Below are 25,004 nucleotides of genomic sequence, written 5' to 3'. Positions count from 1 at the left end.
GAGGAACACAGGGGATGGGTGCTGTGTACTTGGGTTTTGCAATTATATTGGAGGCTTTCGGCTCAACCATGTTGAAGCTTTCAGAAGGATTTACAGAGCTGTGGCCTTCTATAGGTGTTGCAGCAGGATACCTCGGGTCGTTCATGTGTCTGTCTTTTGCCCTGAAAAGTATTTCGTTATCTTCCGCCTATGCAACTTGGTCAGGGATCGGTACCGCGCTCACAGCCATCATTGGGGTGCTTTTATTTCAGGAGCATTTGTCTCTGATGAAAGGGATTGCCCTGGTTCTTGTCATTATCGGGATTGTTCTCTTGAACAAGTCTCAGAGTGGGTCTAAAGATTCGGAACCTTCCACGGCTTAAAAGGAAGCAAAAATATAAAAAAGTCTATGTACCAATAAGATACATAGGCTTTTTTGATGTCTAATGATTCACTTGCATGTAATTTTTTGTCTGCTCTCTGTATGACAGCAGTTCAGAGATCGTGACAAAGGAATATCCTCTTTTTTTCAACTCAGGCAAAATAATTTCAAGTGCGTCTGAGGTCTGCGTACTGTTTGACACAAAATCATGCATGAGCACGATATCGCCGTTGTGTGCGTTTTTCAAAACTTTGTCTACGATTCTATCAACGCCGGGCTTCCTCCAATCCAGGGTGTCCTGATGCCAGGACCATAAAATCATAAGGAGACCGTTATTTTTACAAAACTGTACGATCGATTCGTTGTAGCTGCCCCCCGGAGGTCGGAATAGTTCCGGTTTCTGTCCAACCGCTTTATAAACAGCTTCCTGGGTCTTATCCAGCTCTGATGTAATAAGACGGCTGCCGATACGTTCAAATGACGGATGGCTGAATGAATGATTTCCGATCTCATGTCCTTCCTCCAGCTCACGCTTGACGACCTCAGGATGTTTCTCCACGCGGTTGCCGACAACAAAGAAAGTAGCCTTGGCATCATACTGTTTAAGCAGGTTAAGAATTTTGACCGTTGAGACATCGTCGGGACCGTCATCAAAAGTTAATGCGATCACCTTGTTCGGGGTAGGGACCTCCCACACAATTTCGCCGCGTTGTTCGTAATAGTCTCGTTTTTTACTGATCGCTGAAGGCATGGCGCCTGCAGGTGACGTGATCAGTGAAAAGGTGATGACGAACAGCAGCAGTAAACAGAATTTTTTCATCGGTTATTGTGTCCTTTGCTTGTCATGGAAATTGACATTTTTCTTATTATTCTTTGAAGCCGGATGTGATTTTATTCTTTTTTTATTAATTTGCAGGAACCGAGGCGCAGTTGAGAGAGTATTTTTCCGGAAAGGGAGGCGTGATCGATGTGGAGCCTAAAGAAAGCAATCAACCAAGTCCTTGGGCAGTAAAAGCATGGGAGGAGGCTAAAGAAACGGTTATTTTGACGGGTCACGCCCTAAAGAGCCACTTACCCGTGAGGAAGCAGCTATACTGATTAATCGACTCCGGTCGAATCTGTTGCTGGTTGCAGGGAACGAGGAGAAATTTGCGGATTTGGAACGGCGTTTAATTGTTATAGAACGCACTACTGAAGAACAAAGTGATTAAGTTAAGATATTAAGTGGAGGCATATTTGATTGGAATGGAAAAGATGCGTTATTTTAGGCGGATTTAAATAAAATTTATACCGCATATTGACAGCATATATTGATTCGTGGTATTATCATTTTTGTCGCCGATGAAACAAATATTGCTCAGTTGGCGCACAATGATATTATGCCGGGGTGGCGGAACAGGCAGACGCACAGGACTTAAAATCCTGCGGTAGGTGACTACCGTACGGGTTCGACCCCCGTCCTCGGCATCAATGAAAACAAGGGTTTCAGCTCATTTGGGCTGAAACCCTTGTTTGTTTATTAAGCCGATTTGCTAACATGTTGCTAACGCGGCTTCTTTTTCATGTCGATTCGAGGTTTTCTATGCTCTCGGAATTATGTTTGTACTGACTTCACGATGAATGGTTCTTGTTCAGTCTCTGTGTTCGAGGATTCTATTATGATCCAAGCTCAGACGCTGGATTTCTGCTTTAAGGGCTTCTTTATGACAAGGTGAATTATTTATGTCGCATGCTCCAAAGCAAGCTTGACATGGATTCTGGCGATGTTCGACAGCGTGGAAGTATTACCGTATCATCTAATGTCCGCCAAACGGCATACTCATTAAGCGGCTTCCTTATGCTTTTTTGGAAAACAGGTCGTTGATTTTTGTGCTGTATCTTTTTTCGTCTCCATATCGATGTGCGTATAAGTATTGGCTGTAATGTTGAGAGTTGAATGTCCAAGCCATACTTGAATTTCTTTCAGGTTTACACCATTTTTAATCAAGTAGCTTGCTGTCGAGTGCCTGAGATCGTGAACCTGGGCCAATCCGTTCTTTGCAAGTATATCCTTGAATTTGTGGTTCAGGTATTCCGTCTTCAGTGGACTACCATCAGGCCAGCAACATACAAGACCACTATCGATGTAATCTTTACCGTACAGCAGTTTGTTTTTCTTCCGCTGCTTCATTGGGATTAATAATGTTGGCAAATCTAATATTATGAAGATATTATATTTTTTTTATATTAATCTAACAAGAGAAGTTTTTGATGATTCAATGTTTAATAAAACTAATCCCTATAATGATGAAATTGAAATTTCTGTAGAATATGATTTCAATGAATTGATCAATAAAGTACAAGCTAGTACTCATCCTTATGAAGGTTTTCTTAGTGAGTTCTTTTCTGAAATGAAACTTAATGATTTTGGTAGTAACTTAGACCCTACAAATGAAATCGTAGATAAAATCAAGAAATATGTTGAAAAATATACTATAAACAATAAATGTACTTTGGCTTTAAAGTACAACAAAGAGGATAAATCCATATACTGGAATGTGGCGGAATATGACTTTAGAGCCTTCATTTCGGTTAGATTTCCAATCTTCTTTTTGGAGTCTAGAAATATTGATCTTTATAATTGGGAGTTAATTTGGAGGGTTATTGGAGAGATAGCTCCTTTTAGAAAAAAAGTATCTATAAGTAAAAATATAAAAGGTATTTTTGAATTAGATGATGAAATTGAGGGGAATTATGACAACGTTATTTATGGAATTATTGAAGAATTTGAAAAATCGAATATTAAAATTCGTCAAGATAGTGTATATGAAAAAATTAGCCAGATAGTACAGCTTCAATTGGGTGGTAAAGGTTTTGATTATGAGTCTCATCAGTTGAAATTAGGTTCTTATGGAATGAATTCATATTCATTTATGAGTTTATATGTAAAATTAATATTGCGATTATTTGAGAATAAGCATCTTTCAAGTCCATTAATTATGATAGATGAACCAGAATTACATATTCATGCGGCGAATAGGATGGAAAATAGTGGATTTTACGAAGAGGCGGTGGAGCATTATTTAGAGGGAAAACAGACCCAGGATGCTGTTCGGTTGATTGAGAAAAATCTTCATAAGTTAGTGCATTCGAAAACTGTATTTTACTCCAACAAACAAGAAAAGCACATGTTTTTTGTGCAATCGGCATGAAGAGGTTGCGTTATTCTCGGCGATTACGAAATCGAAGCCAGCCAATGCTTTGCCTGACTACTACAGAGCGAATTGTACAACCATTATTATTTCTGCAAAAATTTAGACAATACCACATGCTGAATGAGACAATCCAAATATGTAATGAGAAAGCCTCCAAAACCTCAGTGAGAGTTGTGATGGAGGCTATATTTTCTTATGATTCGTATACCATAGTGGGCAAAGATCAAAAAATGACTCTAAAATAAACGGAATGAGGCAGACTAAAAGATCCGATGGCTCCAGCCGTTAAGCTTGGCGAATGCCTCCACGAAGTAGTAGTCTCCGTATATAAGCGATACGTTGATGTTGGCGTTCTCAGGCTTATGTCCGGTGCCTTGGAGAAGAATCGCTTCATGGTCCGGATTGTCCCAGGTCGCATAATTCTCGCTAAGTGAATACAGGATTCTCTCGGCAGCCGCGTTATAGATCCGGCGTTCCGTGGATGGAACCAGCTCAGCAAGTTCGAGCAGACCGGATGCTGCGATGGCGGCAGCGGAAGTATCGCGCGGCTCGTTTTCTATGTTTTCTACGCGGAAATCCCAATACGGCACATAGTCTTCCGGCAGGGCGGAGACAAAGTAATGCGCTACCCGCTTCGCAGCGTGCAAATAACGCTCAAGTCCGGTGCATCGGTAAGCAATCGCGAGGCCATGAAGCGCCCAGGCATTGCCTCGGCTCCACGCCGAGGAGCCGGAAAAGCCTTGACCGCCCAGCGGTTCTATAAACGCGCCCGTCTCCGGATCAAAAGATAAAATATGACATACCGAGCTGTCCTCGCGAATGGCGTAACGGAGGAAGGTGTCCGCGTGACGTATCGCGATATGCTTGTAACGCGGGTCGCCGGTCGTGCGGCTTGCCCAGAACAACAGGGGGATATTCATCATGCAATCAACAATGGCCCAGCCGAGCGCCTCTTGCCCGTTCCACGCACGAATAAACTCGCCATTCACGTTGAAGCGGCCCGCGAGGAAGTTTGCCGCCTTCAAGCCAATTCGCAGACCTTCCTGATCGCCCGTTAATTCGTATTTGATGACAGCAGTCGGCAGAAACTGAAAGCCGACATCGTGATGCAATTGTACGGGATGCTCGCGGAAGCAGCGCTCCAGATTGGCGTCCCAATCCCAAGCGGCTGTCCGGAATGACTCTTTCCCTGTTGCATCATGCATAACCCAGAGCAGGCCGGGCCAGAAGCCGGACGTCCACCAGTTATCGTCTGTGCTGTCATAGATGCCGTTGGCTTTTGCCACATGGGGAGTTTTATCTCCAATTTGGTTTATCATGTGCTCTACCTTTTCGGTTAATTGCGCCAATATTTTTTCTTTGTATGCCTGATTCATTTTGTAGTAAGCCTCCTCGTCGACCCATGATTGTGGTTAAGCTGCTTGCTATCATTATAGTCTCTGACAAATGGGCAAAGTTACGCTACAATGGTTAAAAATGTTGTTCTGTTGACTTGTTGAAATGAAGGGGTGCAGTCAGTGAAGGGGACGTTGTTTCAGGAAATGGATTACGGGGGACTGTCTTTTCTTTGGTCATACCGCAACTGGTCGCAGCAAGATTTCGAGGGGTATTACCATTGGCATCGGGGCTTCGAGGTGCTGGCTGTGCATCAGGGACACGGCTCGGTTACCGTCAATCAGAAGACGTACGAGCTTAAGCCCGGCATGCTGTTTTATTTCCAACCCTATCAGCTGCATAATGTTTATGCGGAAGTGGATGAAAGCCGGCCGTATGAACGCAGCGTCTTTCATTTCGACCCTGTATTTATGAAGGGCTACTTAAGGACGTTTCCGGCTCTTTATGACGTCTATAAACGAATGCTTCAAGGGCTTATCGCTTTGCAGGGCATAGATATGATCGATTGCAATGAAGAGTTGAATGCGGCTTGCTCCGCATTCCAGAATAGCCTGCTCACTTCCTCAGCCAGCAGCAAGGACGAGCAGAGCGCGCTTTATTTGTTGAAGGTGCTGTCGTTAATTATACGAAAGGTTATTCCGGGGCCCAAGCAGGAGGAGCATATGAAGCCGATTCGCCAATCGGAACGTGTTATGGCATGGATTGAAAATCATTACGGGGAGCCCTTTCAGCTGGAACTGCTTGCGGACGAGCTCCATATGTCAAAATCTTATTTGTCCCGGCTGTTTCGGCAAGAGACGGGTAGCAATATTACGGGCTATTTGACTGCCCGCAGAATGCAGCAGGCTTGCAGTCTGCTTCAAACGACGAACAAATCTGTAGAAGCGATCGGCGAGCAGGTAGGGTTTACGAGCACCTCTTATTTTATTAGCCTGTTCAAACGGATTATGGGCGTGTCTCCGCATCAATACCGCCTGAGGCTGTAGCGGGGAGCAGCGGTAATATAATAGATGCTTCGTTCCATTTAAGGATTCTCTACCTTACGAAGCTGGTTCCGAACGCGGTATTTACTGGGACTGGCGTGAAAATAAGCCCGGAAGGCGCGGCAGAAATAAGGATAGCTGCGAAACCCGGAGGCTTCGGCGATATCTTCCAGTTTCATGTCGCTGTATAGAATTCTCTCCGAGGCAATAGACAGCCTGATCTCGATGACATAACGCATTGGAGATTGCCCGAACGCTTGCTTGAACAAGTGGGAGGCTGTCGACACGCTGATGCCATAACGTTCGGCGATATAGGTCAGCGTCAGCGGCTCGGTAGCATGCTTCTCCAAATACTGCTTCATTTTGTAAGGAATGTTGAGCTCCGGCCTGGAGGCCGCCGCCGTCTGCTTCCGTACATACCTCTCGATAGTTAGACATAAAACTTTGATCAAAGCGTCCATCATTTCCGCATTATCCCCATGAATATTCCGCTTCTCATAGATCAGCTTTCTCCATAATGCCAAGAAGTCTTCCGCCGTATCCAGATGAACCTTGCTTGGAAAATCGTTCCGGCTGCACCACTGCTGAACCCATGCTCCGCTGCAGGATAAGTAGTAATCGGCGCTCTCAATTGGCTGAGAGGCGTCAGCGTCTTTATCGGCCTCAACCACTAACCGGTAGTATTCCCCCTGGCTTGCGGATGATCAGATCGCCGGGCTGCACAACATGTGTCTCATCGTTAATCTCGACACGGCATGTCCCTTTTACCTGGAAGCGCAGGAGCAAGCGATTGTCGGCTGTGCCCTTTTGCAAGGAGCCGGTGAATGGAGAAGTATGATGAGAATAACCGATCAACAGGCAATCGATCCACGATGCGTCTATCATTTGCTGCCACCTCCAAGTGAGTAAACTATTTCTACTATCATAAATGTTGCAAAATAAGTCAACAAGCAGAGAATCGGATATTCACTTCTAAATCAGTTGTCACTATACTGGGGATTAATTAAGTGAAGGGAGATGGTAGTTTGTTGAAGGATAAGATTGCGGTTCAATTGTATACGCTTCGCGAGGAATGCCAAGCAGATTTCCCGGGAGTTCTTCGTAAAATAAGTCAAATTGGCTATGGCGGCGTACAGTTTGCGGGCTTTCAAGGCTATGACCCGCAGGAACTCAAAGCGGTTTTGGACGAAGTTGGATTGAAGACCGCGGGCATGCATGTTGGTTTCCATGACATTGTTGCGAACACAGGCAAAGTGGTCTCGGATGCCAGGCTGTTCGACACACGGGATATTATTTGCCCGAGTATTCCCGCTGAGCTGCGAAATGAAGGCGGATACAAACAACTGAAGAAAGATTTGAACGGTATTGCGAAGCATTTGAAGGGTGAAGGCTTCCGAATCAGCTATCACAATCATGCTTTTGAATTTGAAACGGTGATAGAGGGGCAGGACGCGCTTTCGTACTTGCTTGAGGCTGCTGTAGACAATGAAATTCTCGCAGAGCTAGATGTATACTGGCTTCAGAAGTGCGGTTTTGAGCCAGCATCATTCTTCAAACCATATGCGGACAGGATGCCGATTGTCCATATGAAGGATATGACCGCAGACGGTGAGCAGGCATTTGCGGAAATCGGTACAGGATCGATTGAATTCGAACCGATTATTCGCTGGGGAGAGGAGAACGGAGTTGAGTGGTACGTAGTAGAACAGGATGTTTGCAGAACAGCACCGATGGGCTGCGTGCAAACTAGCTTTACCAATCTATATAATTTAATGTCAAATCTGCAACCGAATCTGTTCGGTGAAGCCTGAGAACGCGACTGCCGAAAAGGCGGACCTCAGTGAGCCGCGAATCGAACAACCGGAATAGCTTTGCTGGCTTTTTTTGTAGAGAGAGGACAGCTCGTCCGAACATCAAACCATCCGGCGCTTCTCAGCTGAAGCGCCGGATGGTTTGCCCGTTATGGAAAGGGCCGGCAATACGGATATGCTCGCATGGCTCGCCCTGGTTGGCGAGGCGCCACAGCATTTTCTCAGCCGCTTTATATCCGGTCTCCCTGATCAGAAGCTGGGGGCGGCTTAATTGCGGCAGCGCCGCCACCGGTCCGTTGGCCAATCCGACTAGGGAGATGTCCTCCGGGATGCGATAGCCCAGGGTGGTGAGGCTGTCGTACAGCCTTACGATATCTTCATCGATGCCGGCAATGATTGCTGTTGGTTGGCTGCTGCGCAGCTTGTCGATCAGCATGGACTCGTCCCAAACGTCCGTTATATGCAGTTCTGCGTCATGATCCAACTGAAGCTCACCCATCATTTCCTCAAACGCCTGCCATCTTCTTGTATACCCCCGCTGACTGTGAATATCTCCTACGTACATAATACGGGTATGGCCAAGCTGCGCGAGCCGGTCCACGGCCATGCAGACGGCTTCGAACACATCCCAGATTACGCTGTCGATCCGGGAAAGCGGTCTCGGATAATTAATCAGCACCTTGGGTAAAGGCAGCTCGAATAGCTTGCGCTCCGTGGAGTCCGAGAGCAGCCGGGGCGCGATGAACAGACCGTCCGCCGTCGGCAAATTGCGCTGCTCCAACCAGTCCGAGAATGCGTGATCCGGCACATCCTCATCCAGCACATAGCTTTCCAGTCGATGATCCAATTGATCGAGCCTCTCTCTTAACCCCTCTGTCAACAATACGTTGTAATTCATAGATTGCCGGGATTGTATCAATACAAATCGAAATTGGAAGGTAGGATAGGGCGCGATGCCACGGCTGACCATCTCACGTGCCTGAGATACAGTCAAATAGCCGCGTACGAAGGCTGTTCGGATAATGCGGCTCCGCGTTTCCTCGGACATGCCGGCTCGTCCGCTCAGCGCTTTGGATATGGTCTGAATCGAAAGACCAAGTTCTTTGGAAAGATCGTGCAGAGTAATCGATTTACGAGTTCCCAATTTCAAAACCGCCTTCCTTTTTTCTCCGTGTGGTTAGGGGATGCGAACGTAAAGCTATCGTCCACGCTAACACTTGACAGCTCTATTTTAAACTAAAGTTCAACTACTTTAGAAGTCCCCCAGCTCCTATAATGAAAATACTTTCAGAGGAGGGGTTAAGCATGAGAAAAATAGAGACGGATATTGTAGTATGCGGCGGAGGGCCGGCGGGGATCAATGCGGCGCTGGCAGCTGGAAGAAGCGGGGCGCGAACGCTGCTGATTGAACGATACGGTTTTCTTGGGGGCATGTCAACTGCAGCTCTGGTCTATCCATGGATGACCTTTCACACGATGGATGGCAAGCAGGTCATTGCCGGAACGGCGCAGGAAATTGTAGACCGCTTGATGGCCGAGGGAGCTTCGCCCGGTCACGTTCGCGATACGGTAGGCTTTGTAAAGACGATCACCCCTTATGATCCTGAAGTGTATAAGGTGTTAACCATCGATATGCTGCGCGAGGCGGGCGTGAAGGTGCTGCTGCACAGCTTCATGGACGAAGTGCAGACCAGGGACGGCCTCATTGAAACGGTACGATTGGCTACCAAGTCCGGGAAGTACGAAATTTCGGCGAAGCAGTTCATCGATGCGACAGGGGACGCCGATCTGGCCTATCTGTCAGGCGCGCCGTGCTTGCAGGGACGCGACAGCGACAATTTGACGCAGCCGATGACGATGAAGTTCCGAATGAGAGGCGTTAATCTGGCGAAGGTGAAACGGTATATGATCGAGCATCCGGACGAGTTTTACAAGAAGACACCTTTCGATGAGCTGGAGGAACTGCCATTGTCCGGCGTATTGGGTTACTTCAAGCATTGGAAGGAGGCTGACCTGCCCATTAACAGAGACCAGGTCCTGTTCTTCACAGGTCCGGGACCGGACGAGGTGCTTGTCAATACGACTCGTGTTCAAGGGCTGGACGGAACTGAACTGGAGGATTTGACGGAAGGAGAGGTGCAGGGCAGGAAGCAGGTGCGCATGGTCGCGGATTTCATGGCCCGCTGCTTGCCAGGCTTCGAGAACGCTTCCATCTCTTCGGTCGGAGCGCAAATCGGCATACGCGAGAGCCGCAGAATAGACGGCTGCTATTCACTCCAGGTACAGGATGTTGTGGATGGACGCGCGTTCGACGATTGCATTGCACGAAGCGGCTATCCCATCGACATTCACGATCCGTCCGGCAAGGGCGTACAGGCCGCATGGGTCCAGGGAGACGGGGCATACGATATTCCTTACCGCTGTTTGCTGCCGAAGCGGATTGACAATCTGCTCGTGGCAGGCCGCTGCATCTCGACGACGCATGAGGCGCTGGCAACGACGCGTCTGACACCTAGCTGCATGGCGACAGGACAGGCTGCGGGTACGGCGGCAGCAATTGCATGGGAGCAGGGTATATCACCGGGAAAAATCGACATTGGACAGCTGCAGGAGCGGCTAATTCATAACGGCGCGCTGCTTCGCAGCGGGCAGACTGTATAGCGCGTATCCGCCAGCAAGATAACGGCCAAATTCAATTGAAGAAATAATTGGAACATGGTAGACTTTTTCATAAGGTCGCCTCGTATCGGAAGTTTGTTGGAAAACAAACATTCTACCGGATGAGCGGCCTTTTTTACCATGTGATAGTATATGTTTTCGCTTACAATCTGTCAGGAGGAATCGGTGAAATGAAGCGGTATATTTCGATACGAGCCAAATTTATAACCCTGTTCGTTCTGCTTATCACCATTCCATTCCTGATAAGCGGAATCAGCACTTACAATAAATTTGCGGAGGAAACCGAAAAAAACTCCAGGGCGTACTCCATGCAAATTATGAATCAAGTGAAAATTAATTTGGAAAATACGATAAAAGACGCGGACAGAATAACTGTGGCTCCCTTGTATAACGAAGACGTGCTGCGTATTTTGGAGAAGCACAATTATGAAGAACCAGGCGAAGAGAAGCTTATTCCGTCGGCGGAAATTACCAAAATGGCAAGAATAGCGGCTTCGCTTACATTGGATCAGCCCGGAATTGAACGAATGATCTTTTTCACCCGCGACGGCATTATGTATAGCGTCGAAGAAAAACTGACGCAGCGTTATTGGAACGAGAAAGGGAATAGCTGGATGCAGGAGGTGCTGGATGCGGAAGGAAGGCTTGTCATTATCGAACCTCACGAGACGACTTATTACAAACGATCGGAGCGGGTTATTTCCGCTGCCAGAGCATTGAATCACCCTGCAACGGGCCAAAGCATCGGGGTTGTCAAAATTGATTTTAACATGAAGGAGCTCGAAGCGTTATTGTCAGAAGTATGGCTCAGCGACAACAGCCAGTTTTACTTGACAAAGGATAACGGCGAGCTGTTATTTCCGGATGAACTGGTTAATTTCCCGGATACCGGTCCGGGGGACGGAACGATAGATTGGAACGGCCAGACTTATCTGTACACAACCATGCACTCCAAATCAACGAAAGTGAATATTCACGGACTTATCCCGATGGCCGATTTGCAACGGGGCGGCAAGGAAATCGTCGGATTTACGATCCTCATTTCAGTCATATCGCTTATCATTGCCTATTTGCTTGCGATCTTTACGTCAGAGCGGCTGGTCAGGCCGATCCGTTATCTTCAGTCGCGCATGCGGCGGGTAAAGGACGGGGCTTTCAGCGAACGGGCAGATTTGAGCTTGATGAATCGCGATGAAATCGGGCAATTGGCCCAGGGTTTCAATCTGATGGTGACGGAAGTGGAGCGGCTGGTCAAGGAGGTATATGAAACGAAACTGCGCGAACGCGAAGCCGAGCTGTCGGCTCTGCAAAGCCAGATTAATCCGCATTTTCTGTACAACACGTTGGAATTGGTAAGCATGCAGGCGCTGAAGGAGAGAAATCTCGAAATCAGCGACATTGTTGCCAGCTTGGGCAAAATGCTGAGATACACGGTTGACAAGCAGGAACGACCGGTGCAATTGAAGGAGGAGATACGGTTCGTTAACGCTTATTTGCAAATTCAGTTATCCAGGCATGGCGAGAAGCTGAGTTCGGAAATGTATGTGGATCCGTCCTTCGAATCTTGTCTTGTACCAAAGCTGCTGCTTCAGCCGCTGGTTGAGAATGCATTGGAGCACGGAATGGGGAATAGCGGATTAACGATAACGATCAGGGCATCCGTGCTGGATCAGGATTTGCTCCTGACTGTACAGGATAATGGGTTGGGGATGCCGCCGCAACGTTTATTGGAGGTTCGTGAGCAGATGTTGTGCAAGCCGGAGCGGGACGGCAGCCGTCCAAAGTTTGGAGATGCGCTTAAAGGCTATGCCATCAAAAATATTCACCATCGCATTCAACTGCTTTATGGCGTGGAATACGGCTTAAGCGTGGAGAGCGATGAGGCTTCCGGAACACTATGGAGAATCCGGCTGCCATTAGAATGGGGGGAATTGGAATGTACAATGTGATGCTGGTAGAAGACGAGAAGAAAATTCAGGAAGGGTTAAAGATAATGATCGAGGAAGTGATCGGCAGTTATAGGGTAACCGCGGAAGCGGAGCACGGTTTCGCTGCGCTGGAGCTTCTCAGAATGCAATCGGTAGATTTGCTGATTACGGATATCCGTATGCCCCAGATGAACGGAATCGAGTTATTGCGGCATGTCCGGGGGCTGTATCCCGACCTTCCCGTATTAATCATCAGCGGGCATGAAGATTTCACTTATGCCAAGGCGGCGATGCGTCACAATGCGTCGGATTACATCCTGAAGCCGGTGGACCGGATTGAGCTTACCCATTTTCTATTGAATTTGAAAGCGCGGCTGGACCGCGAGCGGGCGGTAGAGACGCCTAACGCCGAAGCGGCCCATGAAGATCTGACGATTCGAAGAGTGAAGGAACTGGTCGTCTCTTGTCTGGATCAGGATGTTTCACTTCCATTCATAGCGGAGCAGGTGCATTTGAATCATCAATATTTATCCACGTTGTTTAAAGTGAAGACCGGACAAAATTATTCTGATTATGTGACGGCCTGCCGGATGAGTAAAGCCAGAGAGCTGTTGACCCATACACATTTGAAAATATACGAGATCGCCAACCTTTGCGGCTATGCCGGCGCCAATCACTTTATGGCCGTGTTCCGGCAGCATTGCGGAGTGAAGCCTACCGAATATAGAAAAAGGCCGCTGAGTTAAGGCTGGTCAGATCATTGAGCACAAAACAAAACAGATGCTATGAATATCGTAGTTTTTCTCGAAAATGTGTTGTTTTTCACTGACAGGCTGACTTGTATACTTATTGTTAAGCGCTTCCAAATGGCGCGGAGACTTCATGTATTGCGACAGAATGATTACATTCGGATGTTCGGGAGGTGTAAGTGAAAGCTTGGGTTAGGTTGTATTGGCAGCGCTTACAAATAAACTGCAAGAGAAGAGCAAATGAAATGACATGAAAGAAAGGATGTGATGGATAATGACTAGTCTTACCAAAAGATCTACAGCGTTATTATTAATCCTGAGTATGCTGTTCACGGGTTTGATGGGCTCGAGCCGCGTACAGGCCGAAGCCGATGCGGAGTCTGCCAACCGAATCGTATTCGAGGATTTCGAGAACGGCGCTCCGGATGAGTTTGTTCTCGATACCGTCTCAGCCCCATACTCGGTTGTTCAGACGGATGATGGGAATCACGTTTACAGAAATTTTAATTCGAGTGACAAGCAGTATGCTTATTACAAAAGGGATGACTTGCCGGACGATTACAGTGTTGAGGCGGATATAAGTCTTGACTCTTGGGGCGGTTTGACTCCTGCCGTTCCCGGGCTGTTACTGAAGTATGCGGATGCCGACAACTATTATGAAATCGGTTACAAGAAAAGCGGCGGCACAGCTTCCGCCAAGTTCCATATTCGCAAGCGCTATAACAATACGACATCGTATTTGGCGATGAGTGCGCCGACAAGTTTCAATACGAATAAAGTCTACAAGCTGAGGGGTGAAATCGTCGGCAGCCGGATTCGGCTTTATGTAGACGACGTACTGCTGCTTGACGTTGTCGACAGCAATAATCCGCTGACATCGGGATACCCGGGGTTGTTCGCGCTGCGGACGAATGTGGATTATGATAATTTCGCGGTGTACGACGCTACGCCTGTGGAAGTGCCGGAAGCTCCGTCCGGCCTGAGCATGACCGAGAAAACGAGTTCAACCGTGACCTTGCGATGGAATCCTTCGCCGAGTGAAGAGGTACAATCGTACCAGCTGTTCAATAACGGGGCTCAGGTTGAAGATGCTACGAGTCCGGTTTTCGATTCCGATACGGACACCTGGAGCGCCACGGCGCGCAATTTGACTCCGGAGACGGCTTACTCCTTTACGGTCAGGTCGGTGGGAAGCAATGGTCTGATATCCGAAGACAGTGCAGCAGTTCAAGTGACAACTGAGGAGGCGGTTGCGCCGGAACCGCCATTCCATGTTCACGTCATGGAGACGACGAGCACAACTGTCAAGCTGCAGTGGAATCCGTTGCCAAGCTCGGATGTTAGCCAATATGTGATCTACAACGGCGACAGCCCTGCGGTTTCCGTAAGTTCTTTCACTTATGATGCGAATGGCGGTCTATATAGCGCGCTTGTGTTCAATCTGGAGCCAAGCACTGAATATGCTTTTACCATAAGAGCGCACACGACGACTGAGCTGGCCTCTGTGCCGAGCAATGAGGTGATCGTATCCACACCGGCTCTTAGCGGAGATTCAGCAACCCCGCTGACGGTCGCGGGGTATCGGGCCAGCGGCAGCGATTCCAATATTCCGGAATATGCCATTGACGGCGATATTCAGACAAGGTGGTCGGCGTATGATGACGGGCAATGGATCGAACTGGATCTGGGCTCGGAACAGCTGGTTTCTTATCTGGGAGTCGCTTTCTACCGGGGAGACAATCGCCGCAAGACCATTGATATCGAGGTTTCGAACGACCAGACCAACTGGACACGCGTATACAGCGGCGACAGCAGCGGCACGACGATCCAGGTTGAAGCCTTTGGTTTTGAAGCCGTAACCGCCCGTTATGTACGGGTTGTTGGGCGCGGAGCAAGCGAATGGACAAGCGTAACGGAAATTCAGGTTTACCCTCCCCATGTGGACGGGTTTATATTAAGTGATGTGGAGATTCCGCCAACGGGACCGGATCCGGATTCCCCAATTCCGACAAAGGCAGGTCTCTATTATGCGGATGGCACACCGCATGTGCCGCATGAGGCTCAGACAGTGACCGGCTCTACGTATAATGTCCTGGACTTCGGCGCCGATCCTGCTGACAACGGAATAGATGACGCTCAAGCTATCCGGGCTGCACTGGCTGCAGCGGCGCTTGGGGACGAAGTGTATATTCCGAACGGACACTATCAATTAACGAGCACAGATAAGGACGGAGTTACCCATTTCATTATGAAATCCGGCGTGCAGGTGCGCGGCGAGAGCCAGGATGGCGTTCTGCTGGTCTCCGACCATGCTAACGAACAGGAAGAATATGCTACGGTTGAAGGCATCGTATTCCGCATGGCCGGACAAAACAATATTAAGATCAGCAACATGACGATTACGTCCAGCTGGGACTTAAATTATTCAACGAATACGTCGGTTGCGAATCCGGATCGGGGCGGACCTAAGCAGGTGATCATGATTACCTCTGCTTCCGGCAAACCGTCCTATAACATTATGCTGGACGGACTGACGATCGAGAAGTTTCAACGGACCGGCGTTGTAATTACGAACAGTCATGATGTTATCGTGGAAAATTCGCTTTTTCGCAACGCGACGGACTTAGCCGAGGGCGGAAACGGATACGGCGTTTCTATCGAAGGCAAGTCCAAGGAAAGCCGGCTCGGCAGAGAGGACGACTCTCGTTTCAATGTCGTTCGCAACAACGAGTTTATCGGTCCCTATCTGCGTCACGGAACGCTGGCGCATTCTTACACGCATAACAATCTCATTGAAAACAACTACTACTTGAACTCGGCATTAGACGCTATCGATTTCCACGGAGAAGACGAGTATATGAATGAAGTAAGCGGCAACCATATCGTTGGCGGCGGCGAAGCGGCTGTCGGCGTCGGCAATCCGGGCGCTACGCATGATGCCGCTGGACCAGGCAATTACATTCATAACAATTTAATCGAGAATGTGAAACGGTATGGGGTGCAGGTGTATTTGGGATCTCCCGATACGATTATCGAGAATAATACCATTACCGGATTTACGAACGCGGGGAGCCAGGGAATACGTCTGAAAAATGCGCCCGGAACGATTGTGAAGGGCAATCAGATCGTGAACAATACGGCTTCCGACTTCTGGGGCATAATTGCCATGAAAGACGACGGCGATCCGACCAACGCCGGGAACGGCGCAGGCATACCCAAGAATATTGTCATTCAGGACAATCATGTTACGGGGAATACGAATGGCGTTATGATCTCGCACGGCACGAATATTCGTCTCTACGGCAATGAGATCAGCGGAAATACCGGGACGGATTATGAGAATCAAGTGGCGGTTTCCGAACTGCTGCCGGCAACCAAGGCGGCAAGCGTACAGAAAAATGCTCAGAACACCCCGGTTGCGGATCTCTTACAGATTAAAGGCGGAGACGATAGCGAATCGGCGAGAAGCTATCTGCAATTCGATCTGAATTCCATAGAAGGCAAGCTGGCTACCGCATGGCTCTATGTGTATGGACAGGCGCTGGAGAGCCCTGCTGGAGAGACGGGAGCTGCAACTTCTCTCTATGCAGTGGATAGCAATGACTGGGACAGCGATACAATGCAATGGAATACGTACCAGTCTCCGCCAGAGCTTGGCCAGAAGCTCTCGACTGTGCAGCTGAATAATAACGGCGAGAACGTCTGGTATGTATTCGATGCGACTGTGCTCGTGCAAGAACGTCTGGATGGAGATCGGACGATATCGCTTGCTTTTGCCCAGGATGCCGATCAAACCGGTTACTTGACGCAGCTATACAATGGACCCGACTCCAGCTATAGGCCTTACCTGCGGGTTGAAACTTACCCTCCCGTCGAATTTGCGGCCGTAGCGGTAACGGCGGATCGTTCGCAGCTGGTGCCGGGCATGACTACCCAACTGCATGTGACCGGCACATACAATACAGGATCGGACGTTTCGTTGGAAAATGCGGACATATCTTTCATAAGTCTGACGCCGGATCTAGTGACTGTTGATAATACGGGCGTGGTTACCGCGCTTCAAGCTGGAGAAGCAACATTGCAGGCAGCTGTCGTCTTGGATGGCGTTGCTCGCACTGGAACGTTCGTTCTTAATGTAACCAATAATCTGGCGATTACTGCGCAGTTGTCGGTCGACTCCACGCTGGGTACAAATACAAAAGATAGAGTACTTGACGGAAGCTTGGAAACCCGGTGGATATCAAACGGCTCCCAAACGCCTTATCTGATGCTGGACTGGACAACGGAGCAAACGATCAACCAAGTGAAGCTGTGGAGCGGACATGTGCCGGTTATGGGCTCGGCCAACTGGCATGTCAGAGATTTTGATCTGCAGTTCTTGGAAGACGGAGAATGGAAGACGATAGCCGAAGTCCGAGATAATGATCAGGACGCTTTTTGGAGTCAGTATACGATGTTGAATTTGGAAAACCCCGTCGTGACGACTGCCTTGCGCTTCCATTTTGTCCGTCCGTCATGGGGCAATGGCAATTCGAATGATATGATGGCCAGAATCAATGAGGTGTTTGTCGGCTTCGTCAACGATTAGGAACCATCTCGGCCTAAGTCCTTGTCACGCGGGCTTAGGCCGAAGTTCTGTTATACAGCTGGTTCTATTAAAGTACTCGAATTTACATAGTTTTTCTCGATTTCGTGTTATTTTTTCTGGAAGCCATCAAATTTATACTAGTATTAGAAAGCGGTTACAAACATTGAGAGGGGCATAAAAATGAAGAAATACGGGGTAGTCTTGCTGTCTTTTGTATTGCTGCTCGGCTTGCTGAGCGCATGCGGAGGAAATGGAAAGAACAATAATGGCGCCGTAAAGGCAAACAAGGAAAATGCGAACAATACGCCGAGTGCGGAAGCGGCTGCTGAGTCAAAAGATCCTGTGGAGCTTGAGATGTCCGTTTGGGGCAGCGATGCCCAGGTGACGTTGTATGACGAGCTTGCTGAGGAATACAATAAGCTCCATCCGAATGTGACAGTCAAAACTACCGTGATTCCGTGGGCGGACTACCAGCAGAAACTGGCGATCATGGCAGCGACCAAAACCTCGCCTGATATCGTATGGATCTCAGAGCGCATGATTCCGCAATTTATGAATGGGGGCCAGCTGCTGGATATTTCGTCCGTGAAAGAGGATGCGGCTTATGCGTTCGATGATATAATACCATCCACGCTCACTGCATTTGAAAAGGACGGCAAACTCTACGGCATTCCATTCTCTACGCCGCCTCAGGTCGTTTTCTACAATAAAAATCTGTTTGAAGCGAATGGATTGAAGTCGCCAATGCAGCTTTATGAAGAGGGCAACTGGACTTACGATGAGATGGTCAAAGCGTCCGAAGCGATCTCCAAACCGCAGGAAGGGGTATACGGCGTGAAGTTCATACAAAATTCCTCCAACTGGTCCGACAATCTGATTCCATTGATTTGGGCGATGGGCGGCGAAATCTTCAACGAAGACACAACGCAATTCGCTATGAACACGCCGGAGACGGCCAAAGCGATCAATCTTTTTAAAGGGCTACTCAATAAGAAAGCGCATCCAAGCATCGGCGAGCAGTTAACTTTCGATACAGGTAAGCTTGGTATGGCGTTTGAGAACGTTACCCGTACAAGCGCTTACCGTGACAAAGTTGATTTCGAATGGGATATTGCTCCGCTTCCGGAAGGCGACCATGGCGTCAAGATGCCTATTGGCTTTGGAGGCTATTCGATCTTCAAAGACGCAGAGTATCCGGAAGAAGCATTGGAATATTTAAAATTTATAAGTAATAAGGAAAATGCAGCTAAAGTAGCCGAGTTTTTTGTACCGCAGAGAGAGTCTGTCTTGTACTCCGATGAGTATCTGAACAAGTTCCCGTTCCCGACTGTTGAAACGATGAAATTGGCTGCGTACGATCGGTTGGCCGAAGGTACAATCCGGCCTTCCCATCCGAACTGGGTCAAGATTGACGAGCAGGTGACATTAAACCTGGACGCGATTTTGCTCGGTTCCACGACAACCGAGCAAGCGTTGAAAATTATGGAAGACAGCATTAATCCTCTATTGAAGTAACCCTCCAGAACGATGGAGCATTGCGAGATCGCCATATGAACAATAGGGCGATCTCGGATATTAAAGGGAGGGTTTCGTCATATTCACAACAGGAGGTAGGCGCAAATGGCCGGAGGTAAGCCAGCAGGTTTAGCAACTTTGAAATCAAAAGAAATGTGGACGGGATATTTGTTTATACTGCCTATTGTGGCGGGATATTTAATCTTTCTGTTTGGCCCGATCGTTTACGCTTTCGTGATGAGCTTTACGAATTGGTCGTTATTTGGAAATACGGCGTATATTGGTTTGGATAACTATATTTACGCCATGCGCGATGATCCCGTCTTCTGGGATACGGCCGTGAATACCGTATATTTCTCTGCGGGCTTGGTCCCGCTGAACATTGTATTATCGCTTTTGCTGGCCATGCTGTTGAAACGGAAAATATGGGGCATTGGCTTGTTTCGGACCGCGATCTTTACGCCGGTAGTCGTTTCCCTCGTGGTTTGGGGGATCGTATGGAAGTTTATTTTCTCTACGGACGGCGGATTAGTCAATCTGCTGATCCGAACGTTTGGCGGAACGGAGATTCCTTGGCTTTTCTCGGAAACTTGGACGATGCCTACCGTTATAGTGGTCAGTGCGCTTAAAGGTGTGGGCATGAACATGGTCATCTTCCTGGCCGCTCTGCACGATGTGCCGAAGGATTATTACGAGGCTTCCAAAATTGACGGCGCTTCGCGCTGGGAAACCTTTAAATCCATTACACTGCCAATGATTACGCCAGCCGTATTCATGGTAACGATAATTACCGTTATCGGTTCTCTTAAAGTGTTCGGACAAATCTATGTGATGACAGGCGGAGGGCCGGGAACAAGCACGTACGTGATGGTCTTCTACATTTTCAAACAAGCGTTCCGCTCCTACGAATTCGGTTATGCATCGGCACTGGCATTTATTTTGTTCAGCATTATCCTGGTTCTGACTTTGATACAGTGGAAACTAAGAAAGAGATGGGTACATTATGAACAATAAAAAGATAACATCCAACCTTGCATCCTATCTGGTTCTAACAATCGTTTCCCTCATCGTGTTGTTCCCTTTTTTTTGGATGGTCAGCACATCCTTGAAGACGGAATCCGAGGTGTTTCTATTTCCGCCCCAGTGGATACCCGCAGCTTGGGAGTGGATCAATTATATTCGCGTATTTACGGAAATGCCGTTTCATCTCTACTTTTTTAATAGTATGTATATCGCGGTGCTCGTCACGGCAGGCACTTGTTTCTTGTCCGCATTGGCAGGCTATGCGTTTGCCAGATTGCACTTTCCATTCAAAAACGCGATCTTTCTGTTCCTGCTCAGCGGGATGATGATTCCTACCGAAGTTACGGCCATTCCTTTATTCAGCTGGATGTCAAACCTCGGATTCATCGATACGCATATTCCTCTGATTCTTCCGCCAATGCTTGGATCGGGAGGGATGTTCGGCGTATTTCTCGTACGTCAGTTTCTAATTACTGTTCCTATTGAACTGGATGAAGCAGCCAAAATGGACGGGTGTTCGCCGTGGCGCACGTTCAGGTCGATTATGCTCCCGATCGCCACGCCCGCATTGGCAACCGTAAGCATCTTTACATTCATGAATAGCTGGAACGAGTTTTTTGAACCGCTTATTTATTTAAATACGAAGGAATTGTTCACGCTGCCGATCGGCTTATCCATGCTGACTACGGATGCCGGCGTGGACTGGCCGCTGCTGCTTGCCGCTTCGACCATAGCAACAGTCCCGATTCTGGTCGTTTTCTTCCTGGCTCAAAACAAGTTTATTGAAGGCATTGCCAATACGGGCTTGAAATAATGCGTTTTCTCCAAAAAGGACTGCCAAAGATCAGGACAAGATCAATGGATATTGAGGGAAAGCGAAGAATATAGCTGAAAAGTTTGGATCAATAGGAAATTGGATGTAGGAAAAAGGAATGATACCTAATATAAATGCAGTAATTTTCACATGCGAACGTCAGCCCAATAATGGACTGACGTTTGTTTTTTGACAGCTACTTCGAAACGAAAAAAAGGCATATGTTAACAGTCTGTAGGTTAAAGAGGCTTTTGCTCCGTTAAGATTGAATAAGTCCGCTGGCCATTGCTTCAACCCTGCTTATTTGAGCGTAATACTGCAGTTCTGCAATGTCTGACGCTGTGACTCGTGAGGAATTCGCTGTAATGCTGATGAATGCACTAATACCGCAAGAAAAGGAAGCGCTACTTACTTTCATAGATGCAGCGGAAATCAGTTCTTGGGCTCAGAAAGCAGTCGTGCAAGCGGTACAATCAGACTTGATCAAAGGCAATGAGGATGGTGCTTTCCGTCCACATGACGAAATAACACGTGCAGAGATGGCGTTAATACTCGCAAACGCTTCGGGTAAGTCTACAGGGGAGTATGGTTAGGTGCATTGATTGAAGCCGTATTTTCCAAGAGTGATTCTCAAAAAATATTCGATGTAGTAAATTTCAATCAAGGATACAAGAGGATAAAACCTGACTTTGGTGTAGATCCAAAAGTATATTTGCGCCAATTAATTGAACAGGAAAAACATAGGGTAATGGAAATTATAAGTCATAGAGGGCATTTCAACTATTAAGAAAACCTATAAGGAAGGCTTTACACAGAGTTTATTATCTTCTTGATTATGTCGAACCTAAGGATTTGTAGGAGGAAAACATGGGATTACTATATTCCATTTGCTTTTTAATAGGAAATTTTTCGGGAATTGGTCGTATGGTTTATTTTTTAATTGGAATCAAAAATAGGAAGAATCGAGATAAGAAAATTGACTGCTTAGCGATTGTTCCATTAGTTTGGCTTCAGTTATCACCTGCTGTCGTTCTATTCTTCATTTTTCAGTCTCAATATAGCTGGGTTCAGCATGTACTGATAATAATCGCTTCCTTCGTAGTGGGCTTTAAATGGACTGATTCTTGGGTTCAGACTGTAGGTGAATTTGAAAAAGTGATTTTAGGGGAACAAGAGATAAAAAGAACCGGAAAAAAAAGTGTTGAACAGTACTGGAGAAATTTTTTAGGAAGTATCGTAAAATATTTTCATGAAATTTATGAAAGAATGTTTCCTTATAAAGTTTGGCTAAGAAATTTTAAGAGTTTTCTTCCGCGAGAACAAGATGATAAAACTGTTCAGATATTACAAGAACTAAGCCTAGAAATTGGTGTTTCAAATGTAATTCTTTGCGTATATCCTAGTGGTAATACAGGGGGATACGCTATACTGAAACCACGTTTTAGAAAAGGGTTGTCCTTTGTACTCATCTCATCATTTGCGTCTGAAGAATTATCGTTTGATGAGCTTCGTGCATTGATAGCTCATGAACTAATGCATATTCGTAATAAGGACTATCGTTCTAACAACTCGCTATTTTCTTTAGGAACGATCTATGGTTTCTTATTTGGAACTATGCTTTATGCTTCTTTAATTGATCTATTCCGCAAGCTTTTTCCGTTATTTGCATTAGTCTTATTAATTGCCCTCCCTCTTTTACTGATCGCGTTTATCATTATTTTTTTGTATTTTCTTTGCAGTAAACATGGATATTGGTTTCAGATTAGAGAATTACGTGCAGATAGAAAAAGTTGTAAGCTATCAGGCAACATGCGAGAGGGAATGCTCAAGTTGCTGGAGAGGTTAAAGGTTGAAGAAGCGGCTGAAAACTCAAACACGTTGTGGTTTCAAAAATATTATTCAAGATATAATAGTTGGCACTCCCACCCTAGTATCGAATACCGAATAAAGAAGATACAAGATTATAAAGAATGGTCTTACAAAGATTATTTCAAACATTTCTTTCAAACAATTAAGTGGGCTATAATAGGTAAGGGATGGAGCGGTTCTTGAATAGAGCTACTTAATATTAAGTAAGTCCTTGTGCTAGTTAAGTATGTAGTGATAGGAGAGCACATCGTTGGCAGCGAAGGGTTCGCTTTCATACAAAAAGGGCAGTAACTCAAAGCTTCTGCCCTTCATTTTGCTAACATTTTTGCTAACATGTCTGCATATACAGATTTCCGAACGCAGAGTGCAAGAACATAAAAAATGCCTTTAACCCGCGTGGTTAAAGGATTTGTATTCGATCTTTCCGTGGTGTACAAAAGGGGCTACGAAGACTACTTCAAGACTTAAAATCCTGCGGTAGGTGACTACCGTACGGGTTCGACCCCCGTCCTCGGCATCGTTAGAGCGTAATAAGCAAGTGAAGAAATAAACCGGCTCCCGGATGGGAAGCCGGTTTATTTTTTTGTGAAAAAAGTGTAATATTTTTTATACGTGCGTGTTCAAAAAGGTCGGTTTTCAGCACCGAAGCTTATTCTTCCGATGTGCGTTTTTTCAAACGCTTCAGTTGGAAGAAGCTAGGGAGTGAGGAGCGGAGCTGCACGTTTTCGTAGAAAACGTCTTCGGAAGCATCATCTGTTTTGGGTACGTGAGCACCTGAGATGTTTCCGGAGGAAACATACTTCGTAAGCATTTGCTTAGGACCGGCTGAATTCAAGATTCGATGCCGAGCCTACTTCCTGATTCACTTCGTGATCAAAAGCGGACTTTTTGAACAACCTCTATGTATCTTAAATTTTGTTAGTCCGGAATATCTGCTAGGAGGAGAAATCTTTGTTTAATAACGATTGGGATTCACTTCTGCAAGAAGAGGTAGAGAAGCCTTATTTCGAGCAGTTGCGATTGAAAGTGGCTGAGGAGTATCGGAATTATACTGTTTATCCACCTCAAGAGGATATTTTCCGTGCATTAAAACAGACCTCATACAAGAATACGAAGATTGTTATTTTGGGCCAGGATCCATATCACGGCTACGGGCAGGCTGAGGGCCTTAGCTTTTCCGTTAAACCCGGGGTTAAAATACCTCCATCATTACATAATATTTATAAAGAGCTGACATCGGATATTGGCATATCTACCCCAAGTCATGGATCTTTGATGCATTGGGCTAACCAGGGCGTTCTGCTTCTGAATGCAGTACTAACCGTTCGAGAAGGACAACCTAATTCGCATAAAGGACTGGGGTGGGAACGATTCACGGACGCCATTATTTCGAAATTAAATGAACGTGAAACTCCAATGGTGTTTATTTTATGGGGAAGCTACGCGCAAAAAAAAGGGGCTTATATTGACCGGAGCCGGCATAAGGTGCTAGAGTCAAGTCACCCAAGCCCTTTAGCTGCACGTAAAGGATTTTTCGGAAGCCGACCATTTTCAACGTCGAGTATTTTTTTGAAAGAGCAGGGCATTGAAACGGTAAACTGGGATATTCCCGGCATACCGGTTGCGGAAGCGAAATAGTCCAGGAGGTGGCCAGATTGAAACATTGGATTGGTCGTCGAGTTGTTGTACAGCGTCGTGACGGTACAAAAGTCGCGGTCGAAGGTGTGCTGAAAATATGGGACAGTGTGCATGAGAAATTAGTGATCGTACCGGGCGATGTTGTCGTGCCTTTTCATGCGATTGCCAAGATAGAAAGGGCAGATCGATCTCCGTCTCTGAACAGTATTGGCTACAAAATTAATCATTCCATACAATTTGATAACGCCGTATATTTCCGCTCACATGTGATGGTGTGGAGAGGGGATTCTTTAGCGGCATCTCAAGCGATATTGACAGCACATGATGCAGAAACGGTTACGTTGTCGAATGGTATACGTCTGCGTAAAGATGAACACAGCTTCGTGGTGCGTTCTCTACGCGGAAGAGTTTGATATATACGAAAAATAAAATGTATACAAAAAAGGCGCCAGCCGTA

22 protein-coding genes, 1 tRNA gene and 1 pseudogene are annotated in these 25,004 nt (G+C 46.9%); 18 read left to right on the top strand and 6 right to left on the bottom strand.

Going from position 1 to position 25,004, the window contains the following annotated elements:
- Positions 1-14: 14 nt before the first annotated feature.
- Positions 15-362, top strand: a complete 348-nt coding sequence (locus B9N86_RS20525; RefSeq protein ID WP_208915010.1) for a DMT family transporter — start codon at positions 15-17, stop codon at positions 360-362.
- A 60-nt stretch (positions 363-422) separates the two neighbouring features.
- On the opposite strand, the gene B9N86_RS20520 is transcribed toward B9N86_RS20525, so the two are convergent.
- Positions 423-1,181 (bottom strand): polysaccharide deacetylase family protein, encoded by a 759-nt coding sequence (locus B9N86_RS20520; RefSeq protein ID WP_208915009.1) that lies wholly within the window; start codon positions 1,179-1,181, stop codon positions 423-425.
- Positions 1,182-1,330: 149 nt separating this feature from the next.
- On the opposite strand from B9N86_RS20520, the gene B9N86_RS30700 reads away from it, so the two are divergent.
- Both B9N86_RS30700 and B9N86_RS20515 read left to right on the top strand, forming a co-directional pair.
- A complete protein-coding gene (locus B9N86_RS30700; protein WP_280174948.1) occupies positions 1,331-1,459 on the top strand; it encodes a hypothetical protein in 129 nt (42 codons plus the stop codon).
- 283 nt (positions 1,460-1,742) lie between these two features.
- Positions 1,743-1,828, top strand: a tRNA-Leu gene (locus B9N86_RS20515).
- A 355-nt stretch (positions 1,829-2,183) separates the two neighbouring features.
- Here the strand turns inward: B9N86_RS20515 and B9N86_RS20510 are convergent.
- Positions 2,184-2,552, bottom strand: coding sequence for a tyrosine-type recombinase/integrase (locus B9N86_RS20510; protein ID WP_244562778.1), 369 nt, complete (start codon positions 2,550-2,552; stop codon positions 2,184-2,186).
- Positions 2,553-2,562: 10 nt separating this feature from the next.
- Here B9N86_RS20510 and B9N86_RS20505 point away from each other — a divergent pair, with 10 nt between their 5' ends.
- Both B9N86_RS20505 and B9N86_RS30465 read left to right on the top strand, forming a co-directional pair.
- On the top strand, positions 2,563-3,552 hold the full coding sequence (locus B9N86_RS20505; RefSeq protein ID WP_244562777.1) for a hypothetical protein: 990 nt from the start codon (positions 2,563-2,565) through the stop codon (positions 3,550-3,552).
- Positions 3,503-3,622 (top strand): annotated as a pseudogene (locus B9N86_RS30465) (FusB/FusC family EF-G-binding protein); the annotation flags it as partial. The gene B9N86_RS20505 and the pseudogene B9N86_RS30465, both read left to right, overlap by 50 nt.
- Positions 3,623-3,815: 193 nt before the next feature.
- Here B9N86_RS30465 and B9N86_RS20500 read toward each other — a convergent pair.
- Complete coding sequence (locus B9N86_RS20500; RefSeq protein WP_208915006.1) at positions 3,816-4,931, bottom strand: glycoside hydrolase family 88 protein; 1,116 nt, start codon at positions 4,929-4,931, stop codon at positions 3,816-3,818.
- A gap of 141 nt (positions 4,932-5,072) precedes the next feature.
- On the opposite strand from B9N86_RS20500, the gene B9N86_RS20495 reads away from it, so the two are divergent.
- Positions 5,073-5,936, top strand: coding sequence for an AraC family transcriptional regulator (locus B9N86_RS20495; RefSeq protein ID WP_210190601.1), 864 nt, complete (start codon positions 5,073-5,075; stop codon positions 5,934-5,936).
- Between the two features lie 38 nt (positions 5,937-5,974).
- Here B9N86_RS20495 and B9N86_RS20490 read toward each other — a convergent pair whose 3' ends face one another.
- Both B9N86_RS20490 and B9N86_RS20485 read right to left on the bottom strand, forming a co-directional pair.
- Positions 5,975-6,604 (bottom strand): helix-turn-helix domain-containing protein, encoded by a 630-nt coding sequence (locus B9N86_RS20490; protein WP_208915004.1) that lies wholly within the window; start codon positions 6,602-6,604, stop codon positions 5,975-5,977.
- The gene (locus tag B9N86_RS20485) at positions 6,597-6,818 is read right to left on the bottom strand and encodes an AraC family ligand binding domain-containing protein (RefSeq protein ID WP_208915003.1); all 222 of its coding nucleotides are present in this window, start codon (positions 6,816-6,818) and stop codon (positions 6,597-6,599) included. Before B9N86_RS20485 ends, B9N86_RS20490 begins: the two co-directional genes overlap by 8 nt.
- 140 nt (positions 6,819-6,958) lie before the next feature.
- Here B9N86_RS20485 and B9N86_RS20480 point away from each other — a divergent pair, with 140 nt between their 5' ends.
- A complete protein-coding gene (locus B9N86_RS20480) occupies positions 6,959-7,744 on the top strand; it encodes a sugar phosphate isomerase/epimerase family protein (RefSeq protein ID WP_244562776.1) in 786 nt (261 codons plus the stop codon).
- Positions 7,745-7,865: 121 nt separating this feature from the next.
- Here B9N86_RS20480 and B9N86_RS20475 read toward each other — a convergent pair whose 3' ends face one another.
- Positions 7,866-8,894, bottom strand: a complete 1,029-nt coding sequence (locus B9N86_RS20475; protein ID WP_208915001.1) for a LacI family DNA-binding transcriptional regulator — start codon at positions 8,892-8,894, stop codon at positions 7,866-7,868.
- Between the two features lie 155 nt (positions 8,895-9,049).
- Here B9N86_RS20475 and B9N86_RS20470 point away from each other — a divergent pair, with 155 nt between their 5' ends.
- The 11 genes from B9N86_RS20470 to B9N86_RS20420 all read left to right on the top strand — a co-directional run bounded on the left by B9N86_RS20470 (position 9,050) and on the right by B9N86_RS20420 (position 24,960).
- Positions 9,050-10,405 carry an FAD-dependent oxidoreductase gene (locus B9N86_RS20470; RefSeq protein ID WP_208914999.1) on the top strand — a complete coding sequence of 452 codons (1,356 nt, stop codon included), beginning with the start codon at positions 9,050-9,052 and terminating at the stop codon, positions 10,403-10,405.
- A 188-nt stretch (positions 10,406-10,593) separates the two neighbouring features.
- Positions 10,594-12,372, top strand: a complete 1,779-nt coding sequence (locus tag B9N86_RS20465) for a cache domain-containing sensor histidine kinase (RefSeq protein WP_208914997.1) — start codon at positions 10,594-10,596, stop codon at positions 12,370-12,372.
- Entirely contained in the window at positions 12,360-13,097 is a 738-nt protein-coding gene (locus tag B9N86_RS20460) for a response regulator transcription factor (RefSeq protein WP_208914995.1), read from the top strand. The genes B9N86_RS20465 and B9N86_RS20460 overlap by 13 nt, the downstream gene beginning before the upstream one ends.
- A 277-nt stretch (positions 13,098-13,374) precedes the next feature.
- Positions 13,375-17,688, top strand: coding sequence for a galactose-binding domain-containing protein (locus tag B9N86_RS20455; RefSeq protein ID WP_208914993.1), 4,314 nt, complete (start codon positions 13,375-13,377; stop codon positions 17,686-17,688).
- Between the two features lie 180 nt (positions 17,689-17,868).
- On the top strand, positions 17,869-19,203 hold the full coding sequence (locus B9N86_RS20450; protein ID WP_208914991.1) for an ABC transporter substrate-binding protein: 1,335 nt from the start codon (positions 17,869-17,871) through the stop codon (positions 19,201-19,203).
- Between the two features lie 105 nt (positions 19,204-19,308).
- Positions 19,309-20,217, top strand: a complete 909-nt coding sequence (locus B9N86_RS20445) for a carbohydrate ABC transporter permease (protein WP_210190600.1) — start codon at positions 19,309-19,311, stop codon at positions 20,215-20,217.
- The gene (locus B9N86_RS20440) at positions 20,207-21,040 is read left to right on the top strand and encodes a carbohydrate ABC transporter permease (protein WP_208914989.1); all 834 of its coding nucleotides are present in this window, start codon (positions 20,207-20,209) and stop codon (positions 21,038-21,040) included. Before B9N86_RS20445 ends, B9N86_RS20440 begins: the two co-directional genes overlap by 11 nt.
- Positions 21,041-21,369: 329 nt before the next feature.
- Positions 21,370-21,633: an S-layer homology domain-containing protein gene (locus B9N86_RS20435; protein WP_208914987.1), complete on the top strand. Its 264-nt coding sequence runs from the start codon at positions 21,370-21,372 to the stop codon at positions 21,631-21,633.
- 274 nt (positions 21,634-21,907) lie between these two features.
- Entirely contained in the window at positions 21,908-23,092 is a 1,185-nt protein-coding gene (locus B9N86_RS20430; protein WP_208914985.1) for a M48 family metalloprotease, read from the top strand.
- Positions 23,093-23,860: 768 nt separating this feature from the next.
- Positions 23,861-24,547 carry a uracil-DNA glycosylase gene (ung, locus tag B9N86_RS20425; protein ID WP_208914976.1) on the top strand — a complete coding sequence of 229 codons (687 nt, stop codon included), beginning with the start codon at positions 23,861-23,863 and terminating at the stop codon, positions 24,545-24,547.
- A 17-nt stretch (positions 24,548-24,564) separates the two neighbouring features.
- Positions 24,565-24,960, top strand: coding sequence for a hypothetical protein (locus B9N86_RS20420; protein WP_208914975.1), 396 nt, complete (start codon positions 24,565-24,567; stop codon positions 24,958-24,960).
- The last annotated feature ends 44 nt before the right edge of the window (positions 24,961-25,004 follow it).

Source organism: Paenibacillus uliginis N3/975 (genome assembly GCF_900177425.1).
GTDB lineage: Bacteria > Bacillota > Bacilli > Paenibacillales > Paenibacillaceae > Paenibacillus_AQ > Paenibacillus_AQ uliginis.
This window is presented reverse-complemented; position numbering and strand designations above follow the sequence as displayed.

What these genes read in the sequence shown, in the direction of transcription:
- B9N86_RS20525 (WP_208915010.1), top strand. Translation starts at nt 15, where the DNA reads ATGGGTGCTGTGTACTTGGGTTTTGCAATTATATTGGAGGCTTTCGGC.
- B9N86_RS20520 (WP_208915009.1), bottom strand. Translation starts at nt 1,181, where the DNA reads ATGAAAAAATTCTGTTTACTGCTGCTGTTCGTCATCACCTTTTCACTG.
- B9N86_RS20505 (WP_244562777.1), top strand. Translation starts at nt 2,563, where the DNA reads ATGAAGATATTATATTTTTTTTATATTAATCTAACAAGAGAAGTTTTT.
- B9N86_RS20500 (WP_208915006.1), bottom strand. Translation starts at nt 4,931, where the DNA reads ATGAATCAGGCATACAAAGAAAAAATATTGGCGCAATTAACCGAAAAG.
- B9N86_RS20485 (WP_208915003.1), bottom strand. Translation starts at nt 6,818, where the DNA reads ATGATAGACGCATCGTGGATCGATTGCCTGTTGATCGGTTATTCTCAT.
- B9N86_RS20470 (WP_208914999.1), top strand. Translation starts at nt 9,050, where the DNA reads ATGAGAAAAATAGAGACGGATATTGTAGTATGCGGCGGAGGGCCGGCG.
- B9N86_RS20465 (WP_208914997.1), top strand. Translation starts at nt 10,594, where the DNA reads ATGAAGCGGTATATTTCGATACGAGCCAAATTTATAACCCTGTTCGTT.
- B9N86_RS20460 (WP_208914995.1), top strand. Translation starts at nt 12,360, where the DNA reads ATGTACAATGTGATGCTGGTAGAAGACGAGAAGAAAATTCAGGAAGGG.
- B9N86_RS20455 (WP_208914993.1), top strand. Translation starts at nt 13,375, where the DNA reads ATGACTAGTCTTACCAAAAGATCTACAGCGTTATTATTAATCCTGAGT.
- B9N86_RS20450 (WP_208914991.1), top strand. Translation starts at nt 17,869, where the DNA reads ATGAAGAAATACGGGGTAGTCTTGCTGTCTTTTGTATTGCTGCTCGGC.
- B9N86_RS20445 (WP_210190600.1), top strand. Translation starts at nt 19,309, where the DNA reads ATGGCCGGAGGTAAGCCAGCAGGTTTAGCAACTTTGAAATCAAAAGAA.
- B9N86_RS20440 (WP_208914989.1), top strand. Translation starts at nt 20,207, where the DNA reads ATGAACAATAAAAAGATAACATCCAACCTTGCATCCTATCTGGTTCTA.
- B9N86_RS20435 (WP_208914987.1), top strand. Translation starts at nt 21,370, where the DNA reads ATGTCTGACGCTGTGACTCGTGAGGAATTCGCTGTAATGCTGATGAAT.
- B9N86_RS20430 (WP_208914985.1), top strand. Translation starts at nt 21,908, where the DNA reads ATGGGATTACTATATTCCATTTGCTTTTTAATAGGAAATTTTTCGGGA.